Here is a 25303-nt window from a genome sequence, read left to right as displayed (position 1 = left end):
ACCGGAGCAACTGGTGCGACTGGTGCCACGGGCGCGACGGGAGCAACGGGAGCCACAGGTGCGACCGGCGATACCGGCGCAACTGGAGCAACTGGTGCCACCGGCTCGACCGGGGCAACTGGAGCGACTGGTGCCACCGGCTCGACGGGAGCAACCGGAGCCACAGGCTCGACGGGAGCAACTGGAGCCACAGGTGCGACGGGCGATACCGGCGCCACTGGAGCAACCGGTGCCACAGGCTCAACCGGAGCTACCGGATCCACAGGTGCGACCGGCGCCACTGGCGCAACTGGTGCCACCGGCTCAACCGGGGCTACCGGAGCAACGGGAGCCACAGGTGCGACGGGCGATACCGGCGCCACTGGAGCGACTGGTGCCACCGGCTCAACTGGTGCGACCGGAGCGACTGGTGCTACCGGCTCAACCGGAGCGACGGGTAGCGGCGGTCCGACCGGAGCCACCGGACCGACAGGCCCAGGCGGCGAAACCGGGCATCAAGGTCCGCAGGGCAACAACGGGCACGGCAATGGCGAACAGAACGCGCCAGGCAATTCTGGCGACCACAACAATGCCGATAACAGCTCGCATCAAGGACAGGGCAACTCTGCCGGTGGCCAAGGCAATGGAAATGGCGGGCCCCACGCCACCGTAACGGCAAGCACGCTGGGGCTGACGGACTCCAAGCAGTTCTTGAAGTCCGGCTCGTCCGGCGGCGGCGGCCCTGCCTCGTTCGGGAAGCTTGTCAGCCAGGCTGCCAATTCGGCGACGACCGATCTCTTGAACGTGCTCAACACGGTCAAAGGCTTTGGCCAGAACCAGAATAAGCCGTCCGGCGCGACGTCCGACCTGGTATCGGACAAGGGCAAGCAAGGTGCTGGCTACGGTCAGGCCGACGACACGCTGAAAAAGGCTCTGAAGGATATTCTGAAGCCGAATGACTGAGTGTCGGTCAAGAAAAGCACGCGCGGGCTTTGCGGAAACGCAGGGCCCGCGCCCTTGCGTCTTGGACAGAGGGAAAAGGCTCGTGCCGTGGCCTTGTTCGCATTACAATAGAGTTGCCGTGCACCCACGCCGGCGCAGTCGTTGCGGCAGCGTTCTCGAACCCTCGCAAGGTCGCAGGGGAAGTAGATGGTGAGCGTTCCTCAATACACCCTGGCTCAGCCGGTCCCAATCCGTACGGATATGGAAGCGCGCAAAGCCGGGAACGGTCAACAGATCGCAGAGGACCGGACCCCTGGCGGCCCCGCCGCTTTCGATCGGATCGGGCCGCGAGTCAAGGCAATGCTCCAGGTCGCCCGCTATCACGGTGTCGAACTGGATCCTAATGAATTCCGAGCAACGGCCGAAGGCTCGTTTCCAACCGCCTCCGACCTCTCGCAGTGGGCCCAGAACGCCGGGATGTGGTCTCGTGCGTTGCGTATCCGCTGGTCGCATCTGTTGCGCTTTGAGCACGCGGGGCCAATCGTCCTCCTGTTCAACGATGGCGGAGCCGGTCTCCTTGTCGGGGCAAGCGCCGAACACAACCTCGTTTTCCTCAAGAGCGTCGACGCTTCCGACGACGCGGACGCTCTACCAATCGACGAGCTCCGCCTCGCTCAGGTGTGGTCTGGCGAGGCCGTCTTGTTGCGGGCTGCGCGGTCCCACGTCGCGGCGGACGCGCCATTCACGTTTGGTTGGCTGATCGATCTGGTGCGGCTCGAGAGCCGCCCGCTACGCGACATTGGCATCGCCTCGTTTACGCTTAGTATTCTTACCGTTCTGCCACCTCTCATCGTAATGACGGTGGTCAACAAGGTGCTGCAGTTCAGCAGCTTTTCGACCTTGGTGCTTCTCTCGGCCGTGATTGCTGTTGTCTTCGTCTACGAGACACTACTCGGCCATGCTCGGCGGCTGATCGTCAACGTTGTCGGCGCGCGTCTGGACACGAAGCTCAATCTGCATGTTTTCGGCAGGCTGTTGCGCCTGCCTCTCGACTATTTCGAGCGGCATCCTGCAGGCGAGACGATGTATCACCTTGCCCAGGTTTATCGCATTCGTGAGTTCCTGACCGGCAAGCTCCTCAGCACATTCCTGGATCTGATCACGCTGTGTGTCCTGATCCCGGTCATCTTCTACATAAATCCCATACTGGCCTGGATGGTGCTCGCCTGTGCGGTCGTGATCATGGCGACGATCTTCGCCTTCCTCGCGCCGCTGCGCCGACGCTATCAACGCGTCGTGGACGCGGAGACCTTGAAGGCAGCCGCGCTCGGCGAGACCGTCGTCGGCATCAAGACCGTCAAGGCGCTCGGGCTCGAACCGCAGCGCAAGGCGATGTGGGACGAACGGGTGGCCGACGCCGGCAAGGCGCGTCTCGCTTTCGGGCAACTGGCCAACTGGCCGCAGACTCTCGTCACGCCGATCGAGCGTGTGATGGTTCTCGGCACCATGCTCATCGGCGCCTATCTCGCGATGAACGACCGGTCGGGCTACATGGTCGGCAGCCTGTTCGCTTTCATGATGATCGCCCAGCGCGTCGCCCAGCCACTGGTCGGACTGGCACGGCTGGTCGAGGATTATGAGGAGGTCAGCGCCGCGATCGGGGAAGCCGCTTCGGTTCTCAACCGGCCATTGGAGAGCAGTTCCAATTCTGCCGGCCTGCGGCCAAGGCTCGTCGGCGAGATCAAGTTCAGCGATCTGACATTCAGTTACATCGGCACCAAGACACCGGCACTCGACCGGGTCAGCTTCGATGTCCCGGCCGGTACCATGTTCGGCATTGTCGGGCGCAGCGGATCAGGCAAATCGACGATCGCGCGCCTGTTGCAGGGAATAAACCGTGACTACAGCGGGTTCCTTAAGCTCGATGGGGTTGATCTCAAGGAAATCAACCTCCGCCATTTGCGCCAGGGACTGGGCGTCGTCCTTCAGGACAATTTTCTGTTCCGCGGCTCGATCAGGGACAACATCATCGCGGGACGTCCTGGTCTGACGCTGTCCGACGCGATGCGTGCCGCTCAACTGGCAGGTGCGGCCGAATTCATCGAGCGCATGCCGAACGGCTACGACACCTATATCGAGGAGGGTTCGCCCAACCTATCTGGCGGCCAGAAGCAGCGGCTGGCAATCGCTCGTGCGCTCGTTCACGATCCGACGATCCTGATCCTCGACGAGGCGACGAGCGCGCTCGATCCGGAGAGCGAGGCCGTAGTGAGCGCGAACCTGATGCGCATCGCCAGCGGTCGCACGATGATCATCGTTTCGCATCGGCTCGCCTCTTTAACCGAATGCGACCAGATCCTCGTCATCGACCAGGGCAAGGTGCTCGATGTCGCTTCTCACCCGGTGCTTCTGGAGCGGTGCGCTGTCTATCGCCAGCTCTGGTTCCAGCAGAACCGGCATCTTGACGGGCGTCATGGCCGTCTGGCGGCAGTGCCGTCTCGACCCGACTGAGCTGGCCGGCAATGAGCAGCACCACTCATTCCACCCTTCCAGTTCACCGGCGCCGGCGAGATGCGAGCGATCCGACTGCTCCTGCCATTCTTGAGTTCAAATGGCCGTCGACGGCAGTCGCCAATGCGCCGATTCCCTGGGTGGCGCGCAGTATCGTGTGGATTATCTCCAGCATGGTCGCCGCCTTGATTGTGCTCGCGGCGCTGATCCCCGTCGACCAGGTCGTCACCACAAGGGGGCTTGTGGTCTCGCAATCGCCCAACATCATCGTCCAGCCGTTGGAGACTGCGATCGTACGATCGATCGAGGTGCGCGAAGGCCAGCGTGTAAAGGCCGGCCAGGTGCTGGCTCGCCTGGATGCCACCTTCGCTTCAGCGGACCTTACGGCGCTGGCCACTCAGGTCTCAACCCTCGAAGCCGAAGTGGCGCGCCTCAAAGCCGAGGCCGAGGGCTTGCCTTTCAGCTATGATGGACTGGACCCGAGCTGGACATTGCAGGCCGCGATCTTCGATCGCCGAAAGGCGGTATATGATGCAAAGCTGGAAAGCTTCGACAGGCAGCGTGACGAGTTGAGCTCCGTCATCTCGCGCTCACAATCCGACGCAGAGGGCTATCGGCAGCGTCTGGCTGTCGCGGCATCGATCGAAAAGATGCGTCAGCAGCTCGAAGAAAGGCAGGTTGGGAGCCGTCTCAACACGCTTCTCGCCGAGGACAACTCGGCGGAGATGTCGCGCTCGCTGAACAACGCCGAGCAGACGACCGAGGCTGCCAAGCGTCAGCAGGCCGCGGCCGCAGCCGAGCGTGACGGCTACGTGCAGAGCTGGCGTGCCGATGTCTCGCAGAGCCTTTCGGAAGCGAATTCACGCATGTCGGACGCGCGCGAGCTTCTAAACAAGGCGAAGCTGCGCAAGCAGCTGGTGGAGTTGAAGAGCGAAGCCGATGCGACCGTTCAGTCGGTCGCCAAGGTGTCGGTGGGTTCGGTTCTGCAGTCCGGCGAGCGCCTGATCACACTTGTCCCATCCGACGCGGTGCTCGAGATCGAGACCAATATCGTTGGGCGCAGCAGCGGCTTCGTCCATGTCGGCGACCCTGTGGCTATCAAGTTCGATACCTTTCCCTACTCGCAATATGGCTTGGCGCATGGCACCGTTCGCGCGGTCAGCCCGGACTCCTTTTCGGCCAGGGAACAAGCGCGCGATCCAAACAGTTCGCTGGCAATGCTGCCCTCCGATGCGGACCTATTCTATCGCACCCAGATATCTATCGACGATGTCGCACTCCACGGTTTGCCGGCGGACTTCGCGATCAGTCCCGGCATGCCTGTGACTGCTGACGTGAAGGTGGGCCGCCGCACAGTGCTAAAATATCTGCTGGGCGCCCTGCTGCCGATCGGACAGGAAGCGATGCGGGAGCCCTAGATGGCGATCCTCGACCGCCTGACCGCACGTATTCATCCCGCGCTGGCACTTCGCCGGGCGGTTCAGCTCTCCGGCAGCGGCAAGCCTGAAGAAGCTTTTGTGCTGATGGCCATTGCCGCGCGCGGCGGCATTGTGGAAGCGCAATATCAGGTCGGCCGTTGCTACCTGGAAGGCATTGGCGTGCCGCCAAGCCATTCGGAGGGCGCGCGCTGGTTGCGGCGCGCAGCCGATCGCGGCAGCCCCGATGCGCAAGCCCTCCTAGCTGCGCTCTGCGTAGCCGGGCTGGCGCCACAAGAAATTGGAGTTGGTTCAGAAGGCTTGTTCGAACGAAATTCCTCGGGCGAGCCAGACTTCGCGGCAGCGCTCGACCTCGCGCGGAAAGCCGCCGAAGCCGGATCCGCTACAGGACAAGCCCTGCTCGGCTACATACTGAGCAAGGGTCCAAAAGCGATGCGCGATCTTGACGCCGCGCATGGCTGGTACGAAAAATCAGCGGCGGCCGGTTGCCCGGAAGGATGCCTTGGCCTGGCCCTTTCTTTGACCCGATTGAGGCAGCCGGAGCAGAGAACCAGAATCGCCTCAGAGCTTCGCCGGGCGGCGGACGCCGGTCTGCCGACGGCGATCTATCTGCTTGCCGTGCTCACCGAGCACGGGATGGGAGTGGCTGTCGATCTGGACGCGGCTCAGCGGCTTTACAGGGATGCGGCGGAGACGGGACTCGCATCCGCTCAATTCCGGCTGGGGCTGGCACTCATCGAGGGTAGCCTGGTGGATCTGGACCCTGTCGCCGGTGAAGCCTGGATGCGTCGCGCCGCGCTGGCAGGAAATATCGAAGCCGCTTATCGCTTGGGCGAACTGTATGCGAGCCGGCCTCAGCGGGACTTTGCGGAGGCAGCGAGCTGGTACCGCCGGGCTGCTGATGGCGGTCACCAGCCGGCCTTACGTGCATTGGCTTCGCTCTATCTCTCGGGCAATGGTGTGGCTCAGGACGCTGAGGAAGGAACTCGCTTGCTGCGTTCCGCAGCAGCCAGCGGCGACCGCGACTCCCAAGTTGACCTAGCAAACCTCGTCCTTGAAGGCGCGGGCGAACCAGATGACGCTGTCAGCGTAGCCGGATGGTTTGGGGCAACCGCATCATCAGGCGATCTGGTTGCGGCGTTCAATCTCGGTCTCTGCTTCGCGGAAGGCGTGGGTGTCGGCAAGGACCAGGAGCGTGCGGCGCGTTGGATGGGGCGGGCGGCCGAAGGCGTTGCCGAGGCACAATATATGTATGCCCGCATGCTTCAGGAAGGACGAGGCGTGGCTGCCGATCAGAGGCAGGCTCGCGTCTGGTTTGAGCGGGCGGCAAAAGCTGGCCTTGTGGGCGCGCAGGTCGCTCTTGCCGAAATGCTTTACAACGGTCGCGGTGGAGAACGCTCTGTCGTTGCCGCAGCCTATCTTTTCAAGCAAGCCGCCGCTGCTGGACATGCCGGGGCGATGTTCGCGATCGGGGCATTGTACGAGACCGGACAAGGCCTATCGATCAATCCTAAAGCGGCGCAGGAATGGTTTGCAGCGGCCGCTGAAAGAGGCCACGGGCATGCGCAGCTCATGCTTGGCCGCTATCTCTCCAGGGGCATTGCCGGCGACCATGACTCCGCTGCCGCCCGCATTTGGTTCGAGCGGGCGGCAGCGCACGGTGTCCAGGAAGCCTCCGACGAGCTCGCCGAAACATAGCGGCGATATAGCTCGCGGTTTTTGGCTTCCGGGATCGGTATCTGGGATACGCCTCAGATGTTCGCCGGCGTGAGGCATGCAAGCACGCAGGCCGCCGATCGACGCCCTAGGGGAATAAGCTTGAAGCGAGGGCAAGCAGAGGCTCAACGGCCAGTTGGTGTTGAAGCGGGCTCGATCGGCTACATATTTAAGGCATGCCCGTCCGTCGAAAAGTCGACTTAGCAGAAAAACTGATAGCAGAGTGGCCACTCTCCCCAGCGGCAACACTTGGATCGTCCGTAAGGGCGAGGGGCATTTTCCTCGACATGGGGCGCGCCTACCTCTTGCACTGAGAAAGCTGCTTCACATCGAATCCAGGGTGCTCAGCCTGAGGCTGCCGGAAGGCGATGACGCCGATGTTGAATCGGCCTCCGCAATCATCACTCAAGCAATGCACAACATCGAAGACCTGCCGGTGATCCCCCGCGAAGTCGAGGACATCCTGACAATCTCCTCCGCCGAGCGGCACCGCTGGCTGAAGGACGGGCGCTTGCAGAGCGCCGGAACCAGAACGGTCAAACTTCGCGGCCGCGCAAGAAAGATCACCTTCCACGTCTTCGAGCCGCGCCATATCGAAGATGTGCTCGACCGCGACCTGGTCAGCGCCTGGCGGGACGAGGATGCCGCGACCTCTGCTGAGAACCGGCGACGCGCTGCCGCGAAGGCTGCCCTGAAGCGTGCTCAAAAAAGTGGCCGTAGGGGTTCAACTTCAGGCGATGGCGACCGGGACAATGCATCTCGCTCCAACTTGCGCGGCTGGGAGGATTTCGAGAGTGAGGGTCTTCTGCGCTGACAATTTTAAGGCGCGCCTCGGCAACTTGGCGGGCGATCCCGACTGACGGGCGTCAATCCTCAGAACTTGTAGACTCTGCCAAGCGGGCGTACAGTATTGTTTGGTTGCTACATGTTACAGAAGTATAGAATAAGAATTTAACAAATTTAAAACGAAGGACATTCGCCGGGGCGGAGGGCAACCGAGCGGTATCGGTTGGCGTGAACTCGTGGTCCTGGAGGCCGGCTATGGCGAAGACGATCAACAAGGGCTTGGGCGTTGGCCAGCCTGGGCCAGATCAGCCGTTTCTCGACACCACCGCCTACGGATCCGGGCCGGACGACTCTGTCTCGGATGTGACCGAGAACGCCGCCATCACCCACCACGTGGCCACGGTGAACGGGATTTCCGTTTCCTACACCGCGACAGCCGGTCATCTTGTCGCCGTCGATCCGTCGAGTTCGAAGCCGGCCGCCAAGGTCTTCTATGTCGCCTTCACGGCGGACGGCATGGACGCGACAACCCGGCCGGTGACCTTCTTCTACAATGGCGGGCCTGGCTCGTCATCGGTCTTCCTGCTGCTCGGCTCGTTTGCGCCCAGGCGCATCAGAACCAGCATGCCCGGCTTCACGCCGCCTCCGCCCTACGCCATGGAGGACAATCCCGATAGCCTGATCGAACGCAGCGACCTGGTCTACATCAACCCGGTCGGCACCGGCTATTCCGCGGCGATCGCACCTTTCAAGAATCGCGACTTCTGGGGAGTCGATCAGGACGCCGTCTCGATCAAGCAGTTCATCAAGCGGTATCTCAGCGCTTTCAATCGCTGGAACTCGCCGCGCTTCCTGCTCGGCGAATCCTACGGCACGGCTCGCAGCTGCGTGCTGGCTTGGCTGCTGCACGAGGACGGCCTCGACCTCAACGGAATCACGCTGCAATCCAGCGTGCTTGACTATCCCGCCAACTTCTCCAACGCGGTCGGCCTCATGCCGACCTTTGCCGCAGATGCGTGGTTTCACAAGAAGACCGGCATCGAGCCACTGCCAGCTGACCTCGCCTCATACATGGAGACCGTGACTCAGTTCGCGCAGGGCCCCTACAGCGCAGCACTTAACGCTTTCCCGAAGGCAGACCCCGTGGCGGTGGAGACGCTGAGCCGCTACCTCGGCTTGCCCGCCAGCGAACTCGGTGCTTGGCGGCTGAACGTGGAGGCTGCCGACCGGCTCGGTCATTCCGCCTTCCTAATCGAGCTTCTGCAGGACCAGGGCCTGGCGCTGGGCGCCTATGACGGGCGGGTGACCGGCATCGATACGGGCATATCGGCCATCGTCTCGCCCGATGGCGGCATGAACGACCCGACCATGGCGGCTGTGGGCGGTGTCTACACCACAATGTGGAACAGCTATCTCAGCAACGACCTCAAATTCACTGCCACCTCGAACTTCATCGACCTCAACGATCAGGCCTTCCAGTTTTGGGACTTTAGTCACACCGATCCGACGGGCGCAGTGCAGAAGCCGGACAGCCAGGGCAACCCGACCCTCTACACGGCAGGCGATCTCGCCGCCACAATGGCCGCCAATCCCGACCTGCTGGTGCTCTCGGCCAACGGCTACTACGATTCGGTGACGCCTTTTTTCCAAACCAAGCTGACGCTGGACACGATGCCGCTGGAGGACGCCCGGGTGCGCGCCAATCTTGCGATCAGAAATTACCCCTCGGGACACATGATCTACCTCGACGGCGCTTCGCGAACGGCCATGAAAGCCGATCTCGCCGCCATGTACGACCGGGCGGTCGGCACACGTCGCGCCCAGTTGCAAGCTAGAGCGGCGCTGTCGCGCGCGGTGCCCAACATCATCCGGCCCTATTTCAAGCTGCCCGGCGTCGGCGACGTCGCCTTCCGTCCTGCTGCTGCCGGTGCAGAAGCGTGGAATGTACCGGATCTGTGCCGGGCCTATGGCTGGCCGAGCGGCCTCGTCGGCGGCGGCGTCATCGCGATCATCGAGTTCGGCGGCGGGTGGGTGCAGAAGGATATTGATGCCTATTTCCGCTCGACGGGCCTGCCGGCACCGACCATCGTCGACGTGCCGATCGGGGGCGGCCGCAACGATGCGAACAAGCACTCCGGCAACCCGGCTGCCGACCCGGACCGCGAAGTCGCGCTCGACATCGAAGTCGCCGCCGCAGCCTATTCCGTGGCCACCGGCGATGCGGCAAGCATCCGCGTCTACTGGGCTGACGGGAGCGACTGGGGCGCGATGGCGACCGCGATCATCGCCGCCGCGGCCGACGGCTGTGATGTCTGCTCTGTGTCTTGGGGCTCCGACGAGGCCAACTGGACGTCGGCGGCAACAATGGCAGGCACCGACTATCCCGGCAGGCTGAATAAAGCGGCGGAGGCCGCCACCAAGGCCGGCATGATTGTCTTCGCCGCATCGGGCGACAACGATTCCTCGGACGGCGGGGCCGATCCGGCCAATGTTGACCTGCCGTCCTCCAGCCCGTTCGTCGTTGGCTGCGGCGGCACCATGAAGCCGCACGGCGCCAATGCGGAAGAGACCGTCTGGAACGACGATCCCGGCAACCCGAACGGCTCGGGAACGGGCGGCGGCTTCTCGGAGCTCTTCCGCCCCATGCCGGCATGGCAGGCGGGAGCTCCGCACGGCCCCGGCCGCATGGTGCCCGACGTCTCCGCCAGTGCCGATCCCTATACGGGCTACGGTGTCTTCGTGCACGGCCGGCAGGAAGTGATCGGCGGCACCAGCGCCGTGGCGCCGCTCTATGCCGGACTATTTGCCGCCTTCGGGCGCAAGCTCGGAATGGTGGCGCCGCAGCTTTGGCTGAACCACACCTGCTTCAACGACATAACCAGCGGCGATAACGGTTATTTCCGCGCCCGCATCGGCCCGGACCCCTGCACCGGCATCGGCACTCCTATCGCGGACAAATTGGGCGCGCTGTTTGAGGCGCCACGCAAGCCTGCTGCCGAAACGGCGCGCCCAGCGCCCCGCCGACGGCGAAATGCAGCGGCGGCTGCTTGAAACCGCCGGCGCTCCCGAAGACCTGATTGCGGCGCGACCCCCGGGACCCAGGCGGTTTGTATATGCTTGTATAGATAAGTTCGATCGGCTAGGCTCGAGTGAGATCGCTAAGCAGACCGTTCCAAGGAGGATCGCATGCGCAACGCTCCGCTCTTCGACCTGTCGGGCCGGAAAGCGCTTGTTACCGGCGCAAGCCGCGGCATCGGGCGTTCCATTGCCGAGGCACTGAGCGCGGCCGGCGCCGATGTCGCCGTCACGGCACGCAGCCTTGCCTCGCTTGGGGAGACGACGGCAGCCATCGGCGCCGCAGGTGGAGTAGCGCATGCCATCGCCTTGGACGTCACCGATGTCGGCCGCTGCAGGACGGCGACAGCCGAGGCCGCCAGCCTGCTCGGCGGTCTCGATATTCTCGTCAACAATGCCGGGATGGAGGAAGTCCGCCCCTCGCTCGATGTCGACGAGGCGCTTTGGGACAGAATCGTCGACACGAATCTCAAAGGCGCATTCTTCTGCGCCCAGGCCGCCGCGCAGCGCATGAAGGATGCCGGCCGGCCCGGCGCCATCATCAATCTTTGCTCGCTCACCTCCGAAGTCGGGATTCCGACGGCTGTGCCCTATGGCTCGTCGAAGTCGGGTCTGCTCGGCATGACGCGCGCGCTGGCGGCCGAGTGGGCGGATCTGGGGATCAGGGTCAACGCCATCGCCCCCGGCTATTTCAGGACAGCAATGACGGAAGTGTTCTACGGCAATGAGGCATGGCGGCAATCCATGCTCGCCAAGATTCCGCAGCACCGCTTCGGCGACCTATCGGACCTGCACGGGATTGCGGTATTCCTCGCCTCCGATGCCTCGGCCTACATAACCGGCCAGTCCATCCCCGTCGATGGCGGCTTTCTCGCGTCGATCTGAGGTGGCCTCCCATCAGCTGGGCTCGAGTTGGCGGGACGCAGAAAATGCTGACAGCTGTTATACGTACATGTATATGCTTTTGTAGTCTGGCAATTGTTCTACCTGCGATCCTTGCCCCGTATTGCCGGTCTCAAGGCCTTCCAGGCGTGTGACCGGCCATCGCCAATTGCCACTGCGTTCCAGGAGAAGGAGCAGCCATGTCCGATATCAGCTTCCACGACCTGTCGGCCCTCGATGCCGACCGGCGGGCCAGCCTGCTGAGGCGCGCCGAAACCGATCTTTCTGTCTTCGTCGAAAAAGTCCGTCCGATCATCGAGGCGGTCAGGACCGAAGGTGATGCGGCCCTGCTTCGGTTCGCGCGCGAGTTCGACAAGGCCGAAGTGGCCGATGGCGGGCTCAAGGTCTCGGAAGCGGAGTTCGGCGCGGCATTCGACAAGGTCGAAAAGGATGTCGTGGAGAGCATCCGGTTCGGTATCGAGAACATCAGGCATTTCCACGAGGAGCAGCGTCCGGAAACGATGTGGCTGAAGGAAGTCCGGCCGGGCGCCTATGCGGGTGACAGATACACCCCGATCGCCTCCGTGGCGCTTTATGTTCCGCGCGGCAAGGGCGCCTTCCCGTCGGTGACGATGATGACCTCGGTTCCGGCTGTGATTGCCGGCGTGCCCCAGATAGCGATCGTGACGCCGCCGACTTCCGATGGATCCGTCGATGCCGCGACCCTGGTTGCCGCACGCCTCGCCGGCGTCGAGACCGTGTACAAATGCGGTGGCGCCCAGGCGGTCGCTGCTGTCGCCTATGGCACCGAGACGGTGAAGCCCGCCGTCAAGATCGTCGGGCCGGGCAGTCCCTGGGTGGTGGCGGCAAAGAGCCTGCTGTCCTCGGTCATCAACACCGGCCTTCCAGCTGGCCCGTCCGAAGCGATCATCTTTGCCGATGACAGCGTCGATGGCGGCCTTGCCGCGCTGGACCTTTTGATCGAAGCCGAGCACGGGCCGGATTCCTCGGCCTATCTGGTGACGCACAGCCGCAAGGTCGCCGAGGCCGCCCTTGCGGCGCTGCCGCAGCATTGGTCCCGCATGAGCGAACAGCGCGTCGAATTCTCGCGCGCGGTGCTGACTGGAAAGCGCGGCGGCATCGTGCTTACCGCGTCCCTTGAAGACAGCTACCGCTTCATCAACGACTATGCCCCGGAGCATCTCGAGATCCTGTCGACGGAACCATTCGCGCATCTCGGGCACATCACCGAAGCGGCCGAAATCCTTATGGGTCCGCATACGCCGGTGACGCTCGCCAACTTTGTCCTCGGGCCCAATGCCGTGTTGCCGACCAGCCGGTGGGCGCGCACCTATGGGCCGCTGTCGGTCACGGATTTCGTCAAGCGCTCGTCGGTCGGCTATGTGACGTCGGCGGCCTATCCGGAACTCGCCCAGCATGCGCGCAGGCTCGCCCGCTACGAAGGCTTCAGCTCGCATGAAAACGCGGTGTCGGAAATCCGCAGCCAGTATCTCTCGGTCTGAGAGAAAGCGAAGACGATGAAGGCCGCGCGGCTTTACGGACCCGGCGACTTGCGGGTTGAGGATATCGCTGCCCCGGACGTCCCCGATGCGGGCTGGGTGAAGCTCAAGGTGGACGCCGCGGGCATATGCGGGTCCGACCTGCACAATTTCCGCACCGGCCAATGGATAAGCCGCTCGCCTTCGACGGCCGGCCATGAATTGACGGGCACGGTGATCGCCGTCGGAGAGGGCGTCGACACCATCGCCATTGGCGACCGGGTGGTCGCCGATTCCCGCTTCTGGTGCGGAGAGTGCGCGCAATGCCGTTGTGGCGGCCGGCATCTCTGCACCTCGCTCGGCTTCGTCGGCGAAATATGCGATGGCGGATTTGCCGAACAGGCGGTTCTCCCTGCGCGCCTGCTGCATCGTGTCGACGCCGCGCTTGACGTACGGGTGGCGGCGATGGCCGAGCCGCTCGCCGTTGCGCTGCACGCGGTGCGGCGCCTGCCGAAAACAGCAGGCTCGGTGCTTGTCCTCGGCTGCGGGACCATCGGCGGCCTTGCCGCGTTGCTGCTCTCGCGCACCTTCGCGGGCACTGTGCTGATCGCCGACCGCAACCAGGCCCGCTGCGCCCGCGTTGCCCGCGTGACCGGCGCCACGATCGTTGATCTGGACCCGCATGCCATTGCCTCAGCGACTGCGAATACCCCTTTGCTCGCGGCCGTCGAGGCGACAGGCAGCATCGCCGCGCTCGGTCAGTTGCTGGGTGTTCTCGGCCCGGGCGGCACCATTGCGATGGTCGGCATCTTCCACGGCCGGCTCGACATCGACCCAAACATGCTGGTCGAGCGGGAGATCGCGTTGCTGGGCTGCCACGCCTTCGCCGGCGAGCTTCCCGATGCCATCCGGATGCTGGGTGACCTGAGCGAGCCGCGGATCAGCCTGATCGACCGCGAGATCGGCCTGGATGACGTCCCCGCGGCCTATCAGCGGCTGTTGGCAGGCCAGGGCGACGGTTTGAAAACAATCATTCGAATGCGGCAACCTCTCGAGCATTCCCGATTTCCGATGCTTGCCGGAAAGGACATCTGAAATGAACACTTTGCCCGATACGGCCAGCCCCCTCTACGAGAAGGTCAAGGACTACATCCTGACGAACATCGGAACCGGCCGATGGAGCAAGGACCGTAAGCTGCCGTCGGAAAATGAATTCGTGGCAGCGCTTGGTGTGTCCAGGATGACGATTCACCGCGCCTTACGGGAACTGACCTCCGCGGGATTTCTGATCCGGCTCCAGGGGGTGGGAACATTCATCGCGCCGCCGCGGCCGCAATCGGCCCTGATCGAGATCAACAATATCGTCGCCGAGATCCTGGCACGCGGCAACAAGCATCGTTCCGAGGTTCTCGTCCTCGAAAAAATCATGCCGGCAAAGGAGCTTGCGCTGTCCTTCGAATTCGCCAGGCGCTCGTCGGTCTACCATTCCGTCGTCGTCAATTTCGAGAACGATCTGCCCGTGCAGCTGGAAGAGCGCTTCGTCAATCCGAGCCTGATACCCGACTACGACAAGCAGGATTTTTCCAAGACCGCTACCTACGACTACCTGATGCAGAAGACACCGGTGACCGAGGTCGAGCATATCATCTCGGCCATCCCCGCCGATGCCGAGACGGCGCGGCATCTGGGCATCGATGCCGGCAGCTGCTGCCTGCTTCTGAACCGCCGAACGTGGACGGGAGCGATCGTCGCCACCATTAGCAAGCTGACCTACGTCGGCAGCCGCTATTCGCTCGGCAGCCGGTACTCGCCTTCCAAAAGCGGCTGATCGCGACAAGCGAGTCCCGTTCCGGCGCAAACCGCGTGACGGATTTCCTGGATGCGCTCGACCCGAACGCCATGCGGCAAACGGATGCGGCCCGATGCCCAGGAAGCCGCGGGTTCGAGCGGCTCCAGCTTGTATATGCATGTATGTATTTTCGCCTTGACATTCACCGCCGCTGACGTTGACTATCCTTGCGCTTCCGTTGAAGTGGCAGGTAAGACGCCGAGGCACAGTGCCGCAAGAGCATAAGCCTGCATTCTCATCCAGGCCGGATATCCAGTTCAAAGAGCGTCGCGATCATAAAGGGGAACAGAGATGATGCATAACCTAGCAGGACAATTTCGTGCACTCGTCGCGGCTGCCGTCATCGGGTTCGCCCCGGCGGCCTATGCCGCCGACGCGGCCATTCCCGCGAAACCTGAAGCGGGAACCTTCAAGATCGGCATCGAGCCATGGCTCGGCTATGGCCAGTGGCACGTCGCCGAAGCCAAGGGTCTTTTCAAGGCAAGCGGGCTGTCGGACGTCCAAATCGTCAACTTCGCCGAGGACAAGGACATCAACGCCGCGCTCGCGAGCGGCCAGCTCGATGGCGCCAACATCGCGACCCATACCGCGATGGGCATGGTTGCGGCGGGCCTTCCGGTGAAGATCGTGCTGTTGCTCGACGTCAGCATGACGGCCGACGCCATGATCGCCGGTAAGGACATTTCCTCCGTCGCCGACCTCAAGGGCAAGCAGGTCGCCTTCGAGGAGGGCACGACCAGCGACATCCTGCTCAAATATGCCCTTGCCAAGAACGGCATGTCCATTGCCGATGTGCAGCCGGTGCCGATGCCGGCGGCTGACGCCGGCAGCGCGCTGATTGCCGGGCAGGTCCCGGTCGCGGTCACCTACGAACCTTATCTCACCGCGGCCAGGGCGCAGAACAAGGACGTCAAGCTCCTCTTCACCGCCGGCGAGGATCCCGGCCTGATCAGCGACGTGCTTGTGGTGCGCGACGAGGTGATCAAGTCGCGTCCCGGCCAGGTGCTTGCCATGATCAAGACCTGGGATGCGGCCCTGAAAGACTACAATGGCGACACCGCTGGCGGCCGCGCCATCATTTCCAAGGCCGTCGGTTCCAGTGTCGAGGACCTCAACACCGCCTTCGACGGCGTGCGCTATTATTCCCTCGCCGAGAACAAGAGCGCTCTGACCGGCGAGTTCTCCACCAAGACATTCGCTGATGTCGAAGCCGCCGCCAAGAATGCCGGGCTCCTCCAGGCCGACGTGACGCCGGAGCAGATGATCGACCCGTCATTCGTCAAGGCCGCGGAATGACCAAGGCTGCGTTACGGTGGTAGCGCGGATGTCCGAGCAGCGCGCCGCCAAAACGAGCCAGTCCGGCCCAGCACAAAGACCGGCTGCGAGACCGGTGTCGCGCCGACGATCCTCCGGGATCGGCGCGCCCATCACGCGGTCGCGTTTCCTGATGATCGCCGTGGCCGTTTTTGCCGGCCTCGGCCTTGCCTGGTGGGCGGCGACAGGCCTGGAGCTGGTGAAGCCCATCTTCCTGCCTTCGCCGGAAAGCGTGGCGGGGCAGCTCGGCAAGCTCTGGAGCGACGGCACGTTGTGGCTGGACCTCAAGGCCTCGATATATCGCATCTCCGTCGGCTTCCTGATCGCCTCGGCACTGGCGATTCCGATCGGCGTGCTGATCGGCAGCTTCAGGGTCTGGGAAGCTGCCATTGAGCCGCTTGTGGATTTCATCCGCTATATGCCGGTGGTCGCCTTCGTGCCGCTTTCGATCCTGTGGTCGGGCACCGGCGATGCCCAGAAGTTCCTGATCATCTTCATTGGCACCTTCTTCCAGCAGGTTCTGATGATCATGGACAATGTGAAGCGGGTTCCAACGGATTTCGTCGGCCTCGGCAGGACGCTCGGCCTGCCGGACCGCAAGATCCTGACGCGGATCGTGGTTCCCAGCGCCCTGCCAGGCATCTGGGACACGCTGCGCATCAGCCTGGGCTGGGCGTGGACCTGGCTCGTGCTGGCGGAACTCGTCGCGGCGACTTCCGGCCTCGGCTACCGCATCACCGTGTCGCAGCGCTATTTCCAGACCAACACCATCATCGGCTACATCCTGCTGTTGGGCGTGCTCGGTCTCATCACAGACCAGGTGATGAAGGCGCTGGGAAAGGTGCTGTTCCGGCAGGAAGGCCACGCGCAATGAGGTTCGGCCGATGAGTTTGCCCAAACTGCGCGTCGAAGGCCTGCACAAGAGCTTTGGCACCGGGGAGCGGCGCACCCAGGTGCTGCGCGACATCAATCTCGACCTTGCCGACAACGAGTTCGTCTCGCTGGTGGGCACGTCGGGTTGCGGCAAGAGCACGCTGCTGTCGATCGTGGCCGGGCTGCAGGATTTCGACGCGGGCGAGCTCGACATCGACGGCTCCCCGATCCTCAAGCCGGGCCTCGATCGCGGCGTCGTCTTCCAGTCCTACACGCTGCTGCCCTGGCTGACGGCGCAGCAGAACATAGAATTTGCCCTCAAGGCCGCGGGCTATGATCGCTCGACCTGCCGCAGGATCGCGCGCGAGCATCTCGACCTCGTCAAGCTCCCGCACTGCGCCGACCTCTATCCGTCGGAATTGTCGGGCGGCATGAAGCAGCGCGTCGCCATCGCGCGGGCGCTGTCTTATCGCCCCAAGATGCTGCTCATGGACGAGCCCTTCGGCGCGCTCGACGCCTTGACCAGGCACCAGATGCAGGAGCTGCTGACGCAGATCTGGGAGGAGCATCGGCTAACCGTGCTCTTCGTCACCCATGACGTGGAGGAGGCCGTCTACCTGTCCGATCGCATCGTCGTCATGGGGATCGGCCCGGGACGCATCATGCGAACCTTCAACGTCGACATAGAGCGCCCGCGCCGGGAAGAGATCATGGAAAGCGCGGAGTTCATGGACCTGCAGCGCAATGTCCACAAGGCGATCCGAGAAGCTTCGAGACGTCCAGAAACGGCATGAGGCGAGCCAGCCTTGCCGGCCGCCCACAGTATCGCCGGCGTTGAATTGGCGGCGCGGTTATACGGGAGGACGCGGGATTAGTTTAGTCCTCCTCGTGATCCCTGGGTTCGCCAGACCATACGAGAGAATACGAAGGGGACAGGACATGGAAAGCCGCGTCAACGAATTGCTCGCCAACATTTGACGACAGGTTTCTCGAGAACTCTCCCGACCCGCGGCTGGAAACAGTCGCGGGTCGAAGGTTCGAAAAAGTAGCGCCACGGCAATACTCCCTCGACACCTGGCCAACCTCTCGCCCAGGTCGGTATGGCGAATTCGCTGGCGAGTCTCGATGGTGCGGCCTTCGCGGGCTGATCTTTGGACGGCGGCGCCATGACGGCTGCCCGTCAGCCATCTCGCAAGGGTCACTTTCAACAGTGCCTTGCGCGCGCACTGCGGGGACGGCACAGCCGTCATTTGATGACGTTCTAGTGAGTTCCACAGCCCATGTTGCCCGAGCGCAACACGGCCGAACGCGCGCCGCGTCGAACGCGCCGCGTTAGGGCAGGGGAGCCTAGCAGCTCCCCTGCTCAACCTGGGAAGATCGTGAAACCGCCATCGACGCGGATGACCTGCCCGTTGATGAAGCGCGCGCGGGGGCCAGCGAGAAAGGCCACCGCTTCGGCGATCTCTTCCGGCTCCGCATACCGGTTTAGCGATTTCTTGCTCGAGTCCATGCGCGCCGGATCGACCACGCGGGTCGCCTGGAACCGTGCCGTCTTGGTTGCGCCGGGGCTGACCGCATTGATGCGCACGCCGTCGTCGATCAGTTCCTTGGCGAGGCAGCGCGTGTAATGCACGACCGCGGCCTTCAACGTCGAGTAGACGACCTCGGGCGAGCAGCCGAGGTGAGCCGCCGCCGACGCGATGTTGATAACGGAGCCGCCGCCGCGCTGCTTCATGGGCGGCACGAAGGCCTGGCAGACCAGCATCGTGCCGATCAGATTGTTCTCGGTCAGCACGCGGATGTCCTCGAGTTCGATGTCGAGGGCGTTGTTCGGGTTCGGCTTGCCGCCCCTGGCGCCGATGTCGCCCCCGGCACAATTGACCAGCACATGCACGTCGCCGAGATCGGCCTCGATTTTGCGCTTCATCTCGGCCACCGCCTCCCGGTCGCCAATGTTGCCGGTCACCCACGTGACCTTCGTCCCATGCCGCTTCAGGCGCTCGACCACCTCGCCGAGATTGGCGAACTCGCCGTATTTGGCCGGAGCTGTTTCGTCGATGTCGTGGACCGCGACATTGGCGCCGAGTTCCGCCAGGCGCTCGGCCATCACCCGGCCAAGACCTCGGCCGGAACCGGTCACGAAGGCGGTCAATCCATCGAGTTCACGTGTCGTCACCAGATCTTCTCCACTTCATCAAACCAAATTGCGCATTTTAGCGGCGCTGCGCCGGATCATGTCGAGCTCGTAGGAAACCAGGGAACCGTCGTCTTCGCGCTCCCAAGGAGTGCGGTAATCGGCATCGTCGGGCAGCCGATTGCGCTGCGCGGCCCGCAGGCAGGCCGCAAACTCGCGCGCCGTCTTCGGCGGGTAGCCGTGCCACCAGTCGTCGCGCAGAAAGCGGACATGCCGCGCCTCCAATGCGCCCGGTTCGAGAACAGCCGTCATGTGATCGTGGTGTTCGGCAAGAATTGCGAACAGCTCGGCAAACGGCACCGCGCCATCGCCGATGGCACAACGGATCAGCCGGTAGCCTTCGGCCGTGAACTGCACACGGTAATCCTTGAGGTGGACATGGCGGACACAAGGTGCGATCCGCCGCGTAAAATCGAGCGGCGCTTCGCCGACCGGGAACGTGTTGCCGGTGTCGAAGGTGACGCCGACGCCTTCGCCGCCGAGTGCGCAGAAATCGACGAGTTCCTGGCTGGTGAAATCCTGGTGGTTTTCGATGGCAAGGACGTGGCCTTCGGCAATCGCGCGGGGACCCCATTCCTTCAACCTGTCTCGAATGATGGCGGCGAACTCGCTCCATTTGTCGCCGGCAGCGTTGCGGTCGCCGCATAGAACCGGCGTCAGCGCCGTCCGGATGATTTGGGCCCTCAGAAGACGTGCGGCCCGAAATGCCTGGTCGAGCGGTTCGCTCACCAGAAGACCGCCGCTGACGATCGGTGTGATCCCAAGGCTGGCGAGCCTTTCTCGCAACGCGATCACCGCATCGTCGGAGAGTTCGGCCAGCCAGGGCACCCAGATCTCCAGCACCCGTGCGCCGAGCTCGGTCGCGAGCGCGATGAAACCTTCCAGCCCTGCCGGTTGGGGATTGGCGCGTGACGTGCCGCGGCCCTGGAGGCCGAGATGATAGGTCAGACCGTATGGGTTCAGGCCGACCTGGAGCATGGAGCGATCCTTGGGTTCGGGTTTTGCGGTCATCGCAGGCCGGCGTCCACAGTGATCGACTGCTTGGTGATCATGCGGCTGTCGTCGGCGGCGAGAAACAGCACCGTGCGCGCGATCTCTCCGCCGGTCAGAACCCGGCGGATCATCTGGCGCTGCACGACCTGGTCGACCGACGCCTGCGTCTTGTACCAAAGCTGCCGTTGCCGGTCGGTGATGACGGCACCCGGCTCGATGGCGTTGACGCGGATGTTGTCGGGGCCAAACGCCCGCGCCAGCGCAAATGTCAACCCGACCACCGCAGCCTTGGCCGTCGCATAGGGCGCCATGTCTGCCGCGCCGAAACGCCAGGCGATCGAGGAAAAATTCACGATCGAACCAAAGCCCAACTCCTTCATGTGTGGATGCACGGCTTGGGCGGCAAAGAAGTGGTGCCTGAGGTTCACGTCCTGGGCGTGATCCCAGTACTCCTGCGTCACGTCGGCAACTGGGTGGCGGTTGTCGTCGGCGGCGTTGTTGACCAGCACCGCGACAGATCCGAGGCGGTCGCGCACCGTGCCGATCGCGACCTGGAGCGCGGGAATATCGGTCACGTCGCAGTGCATGAATAGTGGCGCGTGCGGCGCCGAGACGGCGAGTTCCCGCGCAAGCCTCTCGCCGGCTTCCTGCTGCAGATCGAAAAACGCGACGCGTGCGCCATTGGCGGCGAAGGCGCGGACCGTGTCGGCGCCGATGCCCGACGCGCCGCCAGTGATCAGGACGACGCGATCGGCCAGGCTCGGATAGGTGGCAAAGGACAAATGCGGAACTCTCTTCAGATCAGGCGTTGGGTCGTCGGGTCGAACAAGCAGGCACGCGCCATGTCGATGCCGAGCGTCACCGTCTCGCCCATCCTTGGTGTGCCGTCGGGGTCGAAACGACCGGTGATCTCCTTGGCGCCCAGGCGCAGAACAGCCATGGTTTCCGCACCTGTCGGCTCGACCAGTTCGACCACGGCATCGATTTGCGCGATGCCTGGCTTGCGACGCTGAAGATCGGGATCAAACCGGTAGATGTGCTCCGGCCGAATGCCGAGAACGAGCTGTCGCGGCGCACCGGACGGAAGCGTCTGGACGACCGACAGGCCGACCGTCTTGCCGCCGGCGGTCGGCAGGGCGACCCTGGGGCGACCGCCTTCTTCGCTCAGTTCGGCCGGCAGGAAGTTCATCGCCGGCGAACCCATGAAGCCCGCGACGAACATATTGGCCGGACGGTTGTAGATCGTGGCCGGCTCGTCGAATTGCTGGACCGAGCCTTGATGCATCACGGCGATGCGCGAGGCGAGCGTCATCGCCTCGACCTGATCGTGGGTGACGTAAACCGTCGTCTTGCCGACGCGGTGATGCAGCTTCTTGATTTCCGTACGCATGTCGACGCGCAGCTTGGCGTCGAGATTGGAGAGCGGCTCGTCGAACAGGAACAGTTTCGGATCACGCACCAGCGCCCGGCCCATCGCGACGCGCTGGCGCTGGCCGCCCGAAAGCTGTCCGGGCTTGCGCCCAAGCAGCGGTTCGATCTGCAGAAAAGCAGCAACCCGCTTGACGGCCTCGTCCTGCTGCGGCTTCGGTACGCGGCGGCTTTCCATGCCGAAGGTGATGTTCTCGCGCACCGTCATCGTCGGGTAAAGCGCGTAGGACTGGAACACCATGGCGATATCGCGGTCCTTCGGCGCAACCGAATTGACCAGCCGGCCGTCGATGCGGATCTCGCCGGAGGTTACGGTTTCCAGCCCGGCGATCATCGCGAGCAGGGTGGACTTGCCGCAGCCGGACGGTCCGACCAAGGCGATGAATTCGCCGTTCTGCGCCTCGAGATCGATGCCCTTCAACACCTCGACCGTGCCGTAGTTCTTGCGCAGGGATCGGATGGTCAATGTCGACATACGGTGCCCTTCTTCGGGGAGCGGACGATCGGCGACATGCGATGAGGCCCGTTCACTTGATCGCGCCTTGGGTCAGGCCGCGGACGAAATACTTGCCGCCGAAGAGATAGATCAGCAGCGGCGGCAGCGCGCCGATCAGCACGGCGGCGCTCATGACATCATAGGCGCGTACATTCGTGCCGCTCGCCGTCAGCGCGACGAGCGCGGCCGTGATCGGCTGTTGCTGCCCGGAGGTGAAGACGACGCCGAACAGATATTCGTTCCAGATGCCGGTGAACTGCCAGATCACGGTGACGATCAGGATCGGCGAGGAAAGCGGCAGAATGATCTTGCGGAAGATGCGCCAGAAGCCTGCGCCGTCGATGCGCGCCGCCTTGATCAGATCGTCGGGGATGCTGACGTAGTAGTTGCGGCAGAACAGGGTGGTGAACGAAATGCCCTGGATCGCGTGGATGACGATGAGCCCGTAGGTCGAATTGCTGAGGCCCAGATTGCCGAGGATGAACGCCCACGGCATCAACGAGATCTGGCCCGGAATGAAGACGCCGAGCAGCATGCAGGTGAACAGCGCTTCCGAACCCTTGAAGCGCCATTTCGACAGGATGTAACCGTTCATCGCGCCGACCGTCGTCGAGATGATCGTTGCCGGAATGGTCATTTTCAGGGAGTTGTAGAAGTTGCGCTGCATGCCCTCGCAGGTGCCGCCGATGCAATAGGTGCTCCAGGCCTGGCTCCAGGCTTCGAGGCGGAAGCTGCGTGGCAGCGAGATCAACCCGTTGCGCGCGATCTCTTGCTGATCGCGGAATGAATTCAGCACCACGACCAACAACGGGACCAGATAGATCGCCGCGAAGACAACCAACAGCCCATAGATGACTAAGCGGGTGAGGAAATGCCTGCGCGCTGCAACCGTGGCGGCGCGATGATCGAGCGACTGGTCCAGCGCTGCGTCAACCATGTCCGGCTTCCTTGCGCCGGCGCCAAACCACCCAGAACGAATAGGGCACCAGCACCACGGCAAGAGCGGCAAGCATCATGATGGCAGCCGCGGCGCCTTCGCCGATCTGGCCGCGTTGGAACATCAGGTCATAGACATAGATGGCGGGGAACGTGGTCGAGATTCCCGGCCCGCCTTTCGTGAGGGCCGCCACGAGGTCGAAGGTCTTGATGGCGAACTGGATCTGGATGACGGCGACGGCCAGGAAGATCGGCGCAATCGTTGGCAGAAGCACTTTGCGATAGATGCGGAAGGTCGAGGCGCCGTCGATCTGGGCGGCCTTGACGAGGTCCGAATCCACCGAGCGCAAACCAGCCAGGAAGAGCGCCATGGCAAAGCCCGAGGATTGCCAGACACCGGTGATGATCACCGCGTAGATCGCATGGTGCCGATCGCTGGCGAGTGCGAAACTGAAATTCGTCCAGCCCAATCCGCGCACCATCGCCTGGATACCGTCGGTCGGGTTGTAGAGCCAACTCCAGACCGTGCCGGTGACGATGAAGGAGACGGCCAGCGGATAGAGGAAGATCGTCCGCCAGACCGCTTCGCCGCGCACGCGCTGGTCGATCAGGATCGCCAGCAGCAGTCCCACGGCCATCGAGCCGACGATGTAAAAACCACTGAAGAGAAAGAGGTTGTTGTAGGCGATGTTCCAGCGCCGGTTCGCCCAGAGCGACGCATAATTGTCCAGGCCGACAAAGCCGTAGCTCGGGAGCAGCGAAGAATTCGAGAGCGAGATGTAGAGCGTCCAGCCGGTGAACACGAAGACATAGACGAAACTCGCCACAAGGGAGGGGCCGAGCACCAGCAAGGGCACCGCGGAGCCCAGCCGCTCCCGCCAGGGGCGGGCGGGCGCCGGGACCGATAGGGTCAGGTCGTGATTTGACATTTCGAGCGCGGGACTGAGATGGAGGATGGCCGGGTGCGGCTAGCCATTGCGCCCGGCCGTTTCCGTCTACTTCTGTGCTTCTGCCGCGTCGGCCATCGCATTGGCGCCGTCCTCGGCTGACATGTCGGGCGTCGCCACGAACTCGGTGATGGCGTCCATGATCGCGCCGCGCATCTTCTGCGGGATGGTCATATTGTGCGCCATCGAGCGGACCAGCGTGCCTTCCTTGATCGAAGCCTGCAGATCCTTTTGCGAGACCTGCTGGCACGGATTGAAACCCTTCGACAGATCGATGTCGAGGCGTGCGGGGATCGAGCCCTTGGCCTGGTTGAAGACCGTCTGGAAGTCAGGCGACAGGATCAGGCTGGCAAGCAGTTTCTGGCCGTCGATGTAATCCTGGTCCTTCTGCTTGAAGAAGACGACCGAGTCCGAGTTGAGGATGAAGCCGGGCTTGCCCCAATCGGTCGGCGCCTGGGCGCAGACATAGTCGGTGCCTTCCTTGAAGCCGGCGGCGGTCAGCAGGCCGATTGTCCAGTCGCCCATGATGTGGAACGCCGCGTCGCCCTTGCCGACCAGCGCCGACATCGAATCCCAGTCGCGGCCAACCATGCCCGGATCCATATACTTGCTCGTCATCAGGCGCATCTGCTCGAAGGCCTTGACCATCCCCGGGCTGCGCATCGATTCGACATCGCCTTCGACGAAGGCCTTGCGATAGAGATCGATGTCCTGGCCGTAGAGCACGACCTCGAACACCGTCGAATCCGTCCAGTCGGCGGTCGAATGCGAGATGCAGATCTTGCCTAAGGCGACGATCTTGTCGCAGGCTGCATTGAACTCGGCCCAGGTCTTGGGCATTTCCGCCACGCCAGCCGCCTGCATGACCTTCGGCGAGGCCCAGAGCCAGTTGATGCGGTGGATGTTCATGGGAGCGGCGACCCATTTGCCGGTCGGCTTCATCACCGGAAGCAATTCCGGCGCGACGACTTTCTCCCATCCTTCCGAGCCCGCCAACTCGTCGAGATCGGCGGTCATGCCGGTCTGGTTCCACTCGGCGATTTCCGGGCCCTTAAGCTGCACGGCAGGCGGGGCATTGCCGGCGATCACGTCGGCACGCAGCTTGGCCAGCGTATTGGCGGTGTGACCGGCGATAGAGGTCTGTTCCCATTTGCCGCCCTTGGCGGTGAACATCTCGCCGAGCTTGGCGATCGCCTGGGCGTCCGATCCCGTCGCCCATTGGTGCAGCAGGTTCGTCTTGGGCTCGGCGAAGGCTGTCCCGGCGACAAAGGTCCAGGCAGCAGCTGCCGCTAAGGCGGTCATGACGCATTTCATCGTTTCACTCCCATATGGTGTTGCACGGTTCGTATCGACCGCTTATGGCCGCGGTTTGAAGCCGCCGCCGGCGAGATGCGTTAATCTCGAGTTCTTTCCAAGATGACATATTGGAGCTATCAGTCAACGATGT

General features: G+C 63.3%; 19 protein-coding genes and 1 pseudogene. 13 read left to right on the top strand and 7 right to left on the bottom strand.

All coding sequences use genetic code 11. The features are described 5' to 3' along the window. The first annotated feature begins 690 nt into the window (after positions 1-690). The 13 genes and pseudogenes from LB528_RS11270 to LB528_RS11210 all read left to right on the top strand — a co-directional run bounded on the left by LB528_RS11270 (position 691) and on the right by LB528_RS11210 (position 17656). The gene (locus tag LB528_RS11270; RefSeq protein ID WP_224714913.1) at positions 691-942 is read left to right on the top strand and encodes a hypothetical protein; all 252 of its coding nucleotides are present in this window, start codon (positions 691-693) and stop codon (positions 940-942) included. Positions 943-1128: 186 nt separating this feature from the next. Then, positions 1129-3432 carry a peptidase domain-containing ABC transporter gene (locus LB528_RS11265; RefSeq protein ID WP_224714912.1) on the top strand — a complete coding sequence of 768 codons (2304 nt, stop codon included), beginning with the start codon at positions 1129-1131 and terminating at the stop codon, positions 3430-3432. Positions 3433-3572: 140 nt separating this feature from the next. Next, positions 3573-4850: an HlyD family type I secretion periplasmic adaptor subunit gene (locus LB528_RS11260; protein ID WP_224714911.1), complete on the top strand. Its 1278-nt coding sequence runs from the start codon at positions 3573-3575 to the stop codon at positions 4848-4850. Next, positions 4851-6566, top strand: coding sequence for a tetratricopeptide repeat protein (locus LB528_RS11255; RefSeq protein WP_224714910.1), 1716 nt, complete (start codon positions 4851-4853; stop codon positions 6564-6566). Between the two features lie 194 nt (positions 6567-6760). Then, positions 6761-7398 (top strand): annotated as a pseudogene (locus LB528_RS11250) (hypothetical protein). Between the two features lie 227 nt (positions 7399-7625). Continuing rightward, positions 7626-10421: a S10 family serine carboxypeptidase-like protein gene (locus LB528_RS11245; protein ID WP_224714909.1), complete on the top strand. Its 2796-nt coding sequence runs from the start codon at positions 7626-7628 to the stop codon at positions 10419-10421. 135 nt (positions 10422-10556) lie between these two features. Continuing rightward, positions 10557-11330, top strand: a complete 774-nt coding sequence (locus LB528_RS11240; RefSeq protein WP_224714908.1) for an SDR family NAD(P)-dependent oxidoreductase — start codon at positions 10557-10559, stop codon at positions 11328-11330. Positions 11331-11527: 197 nt separating this feature from the next. After that, positions 11528-12850: a histidinol dehydrogenase gene (gene hisD / locus LB528_RS11235; protein WP_224514851.1), complete on the top strand. Its 1323-nt coding sequence runs from the start codon at positions 11528-11530 to the stop codon at positions 12848-12850. 15 nt (positions 12851-12865) lie between these two features. Beyond that, on the top strand, positions 12866-13921 hold the full coding sequence (locus tag LB528_RS11230) for a zinc-dependent alcohol dehydrogenase (protein WP_224714907.1): 1056 nt from the start codon (positions 12866-12868) through the stop codon (positions 13919-13921). Position 13922: 1 nt separating this feature from the next. Next, positions 13923-14654, top strand: coding sequence for a histidine utilization repressor (gene hutC, locus LB528_RS11225; protein WP_224514847.1), 732 nt, complete (start codon positions 13923-13925; stop codon positions 14652-14654). 315 nt (positions 14655-14969) lie between these two features. After that, a complete protein-coding gene (locus LB528_RS11220) occupies positions 14970-15971 on the top strand; it encodes an ABC transporter substrate-binding protein (RefSeq protein WP_224714916.1) in 1002 nt (333 codons plus the stop codon). A 28-nt stretch (positions 15972-15999) separates the two neighbouring features. Next, entirely contained in the window at positions 16000-16863 is an 864-nt protein-coding gene (locus LB528_RS11215; RefSeq protein ID WP_411962143.1) for an ABC transporter permease, read from the top strand. A gap of 10 nt (positions 16864-16873) precedes the next feature. After that, the gene (locus LB528_RS11210) at positions 16874-17656 is read left to right on the top strand and encodes an ABC transporter ATP-binding protein (RefSeq protein WP_224514843.1); all 783 of its coding nucleotides are present in this window, start codon (positions 16874-16876) and stop codon (positions 17654-17656) included. A gap of 569 nt (positions 17657-18225) precedes the next feature. On the opposite strand, the gene LB528_RS11205 is transcribed toward LB528_RS11210, so the two are convergent. The 7 genes from LB528_RS11205 to LB528_RS11175 form a co-directional block, all read right to left on the bottom strand. Beyond that, complete coding sequence (locus tag LB528_RS11205; protein ID WP_224714906.1) at positions 18226-19038, bottom strand: SDR family NAD(P)-dependent oxidoreductase; 813 nt, start codon at positions 19036-19038, stop codon at positions 18226-18228. Positions 19039-19056: 18 nt separating this feature from the next. Continuing rightward, positions 19057-20034, bottom strand: a complete 978-nt coding sequence (locus LB528_RS11200) for a sugar phosphate isomerase/epimerase family protein (RefSeq protein ID WP_224714905.1) — start codon at positions 20032-20034, stop codon at positions 19057-19059. A 29-nt stretch (positions 20035-20063) separates the two neighbouring features. Next, on the bottom strand, positions 20064-20831 hold the full coding sequence (locus LB528_RS11195) for an SDR family NAD(P)-dependent oxidoreductase (protein WP_224714904.1): 768 nt from the start codon (positions 20829-20831) through the stop codon (positions 20064-20066). Between the two features lie 14 nt (positions 20832-20845). Then, positions 20846-21952 (bottom strand): ABC transporter ATP-binding protein, encoded by a 1107-nt coding sequence (locus LB528_RS11190; RefSeq protein ID WP_224714903.1) that lies wholly within the window; start codon positions 21950-21952, stop codon positions 20846-20848. 52 nt (positions 21953-22004) lie between these two features. Continuing rightward, positions 22005-22910 (bottom strand): carbohydrate ABC transporter permease, encoded by a 906-nt coding sequence (locus LB528_RS11185; protein ID WP_224714902.1) that lies wholly within the window; start codon positions 22908-22910, stop codon positions 22005-22007. Beyond that, positions 22903-23838: a carbohydrate ABC transporter permease gene (locus tag LB528_RS11180; RefSeq protein ID WP_224514831.1), complete on the bottom strand. Its 936-nt coding sequence runs from the start codon at positions 23836-23838 to the stop codon at positions 22903-22905. Before LB528_RS11180 ends, LB528_RS11185 begins: the two co-directional genes overlap by 8 nt. A 66-nt stretch (positions 23839-23904) precedes the next feature. Continuing rightward, positions 23905-25158, bottom strand: coding sequence for an ABC transporter substrate-binding protein (locus tag LB528_RS11175; protein WP_224714901.1), 1254 nt, complete (start codon positions 25156-25158; stop codon positions 23905-23907). Positions 25159-25303 lie beyond the last annotated feature (145 nt).

It is taken from the genome of Mesorhizobium sp. CA4 (assembly GCF_020165075.1).
In the GTDB taxonomy this organism is placed as follows: domain Bacteria; phylum Pseudomonadota; class Alphaproteobacteria; order Rhizobiales; family Rhizobiaceae; genus Mesorhizobium.
Note: the sequence above shows the minus strand (reverse complement) of the source record. Positions and strands in the feature narration are given on the sequence as shown.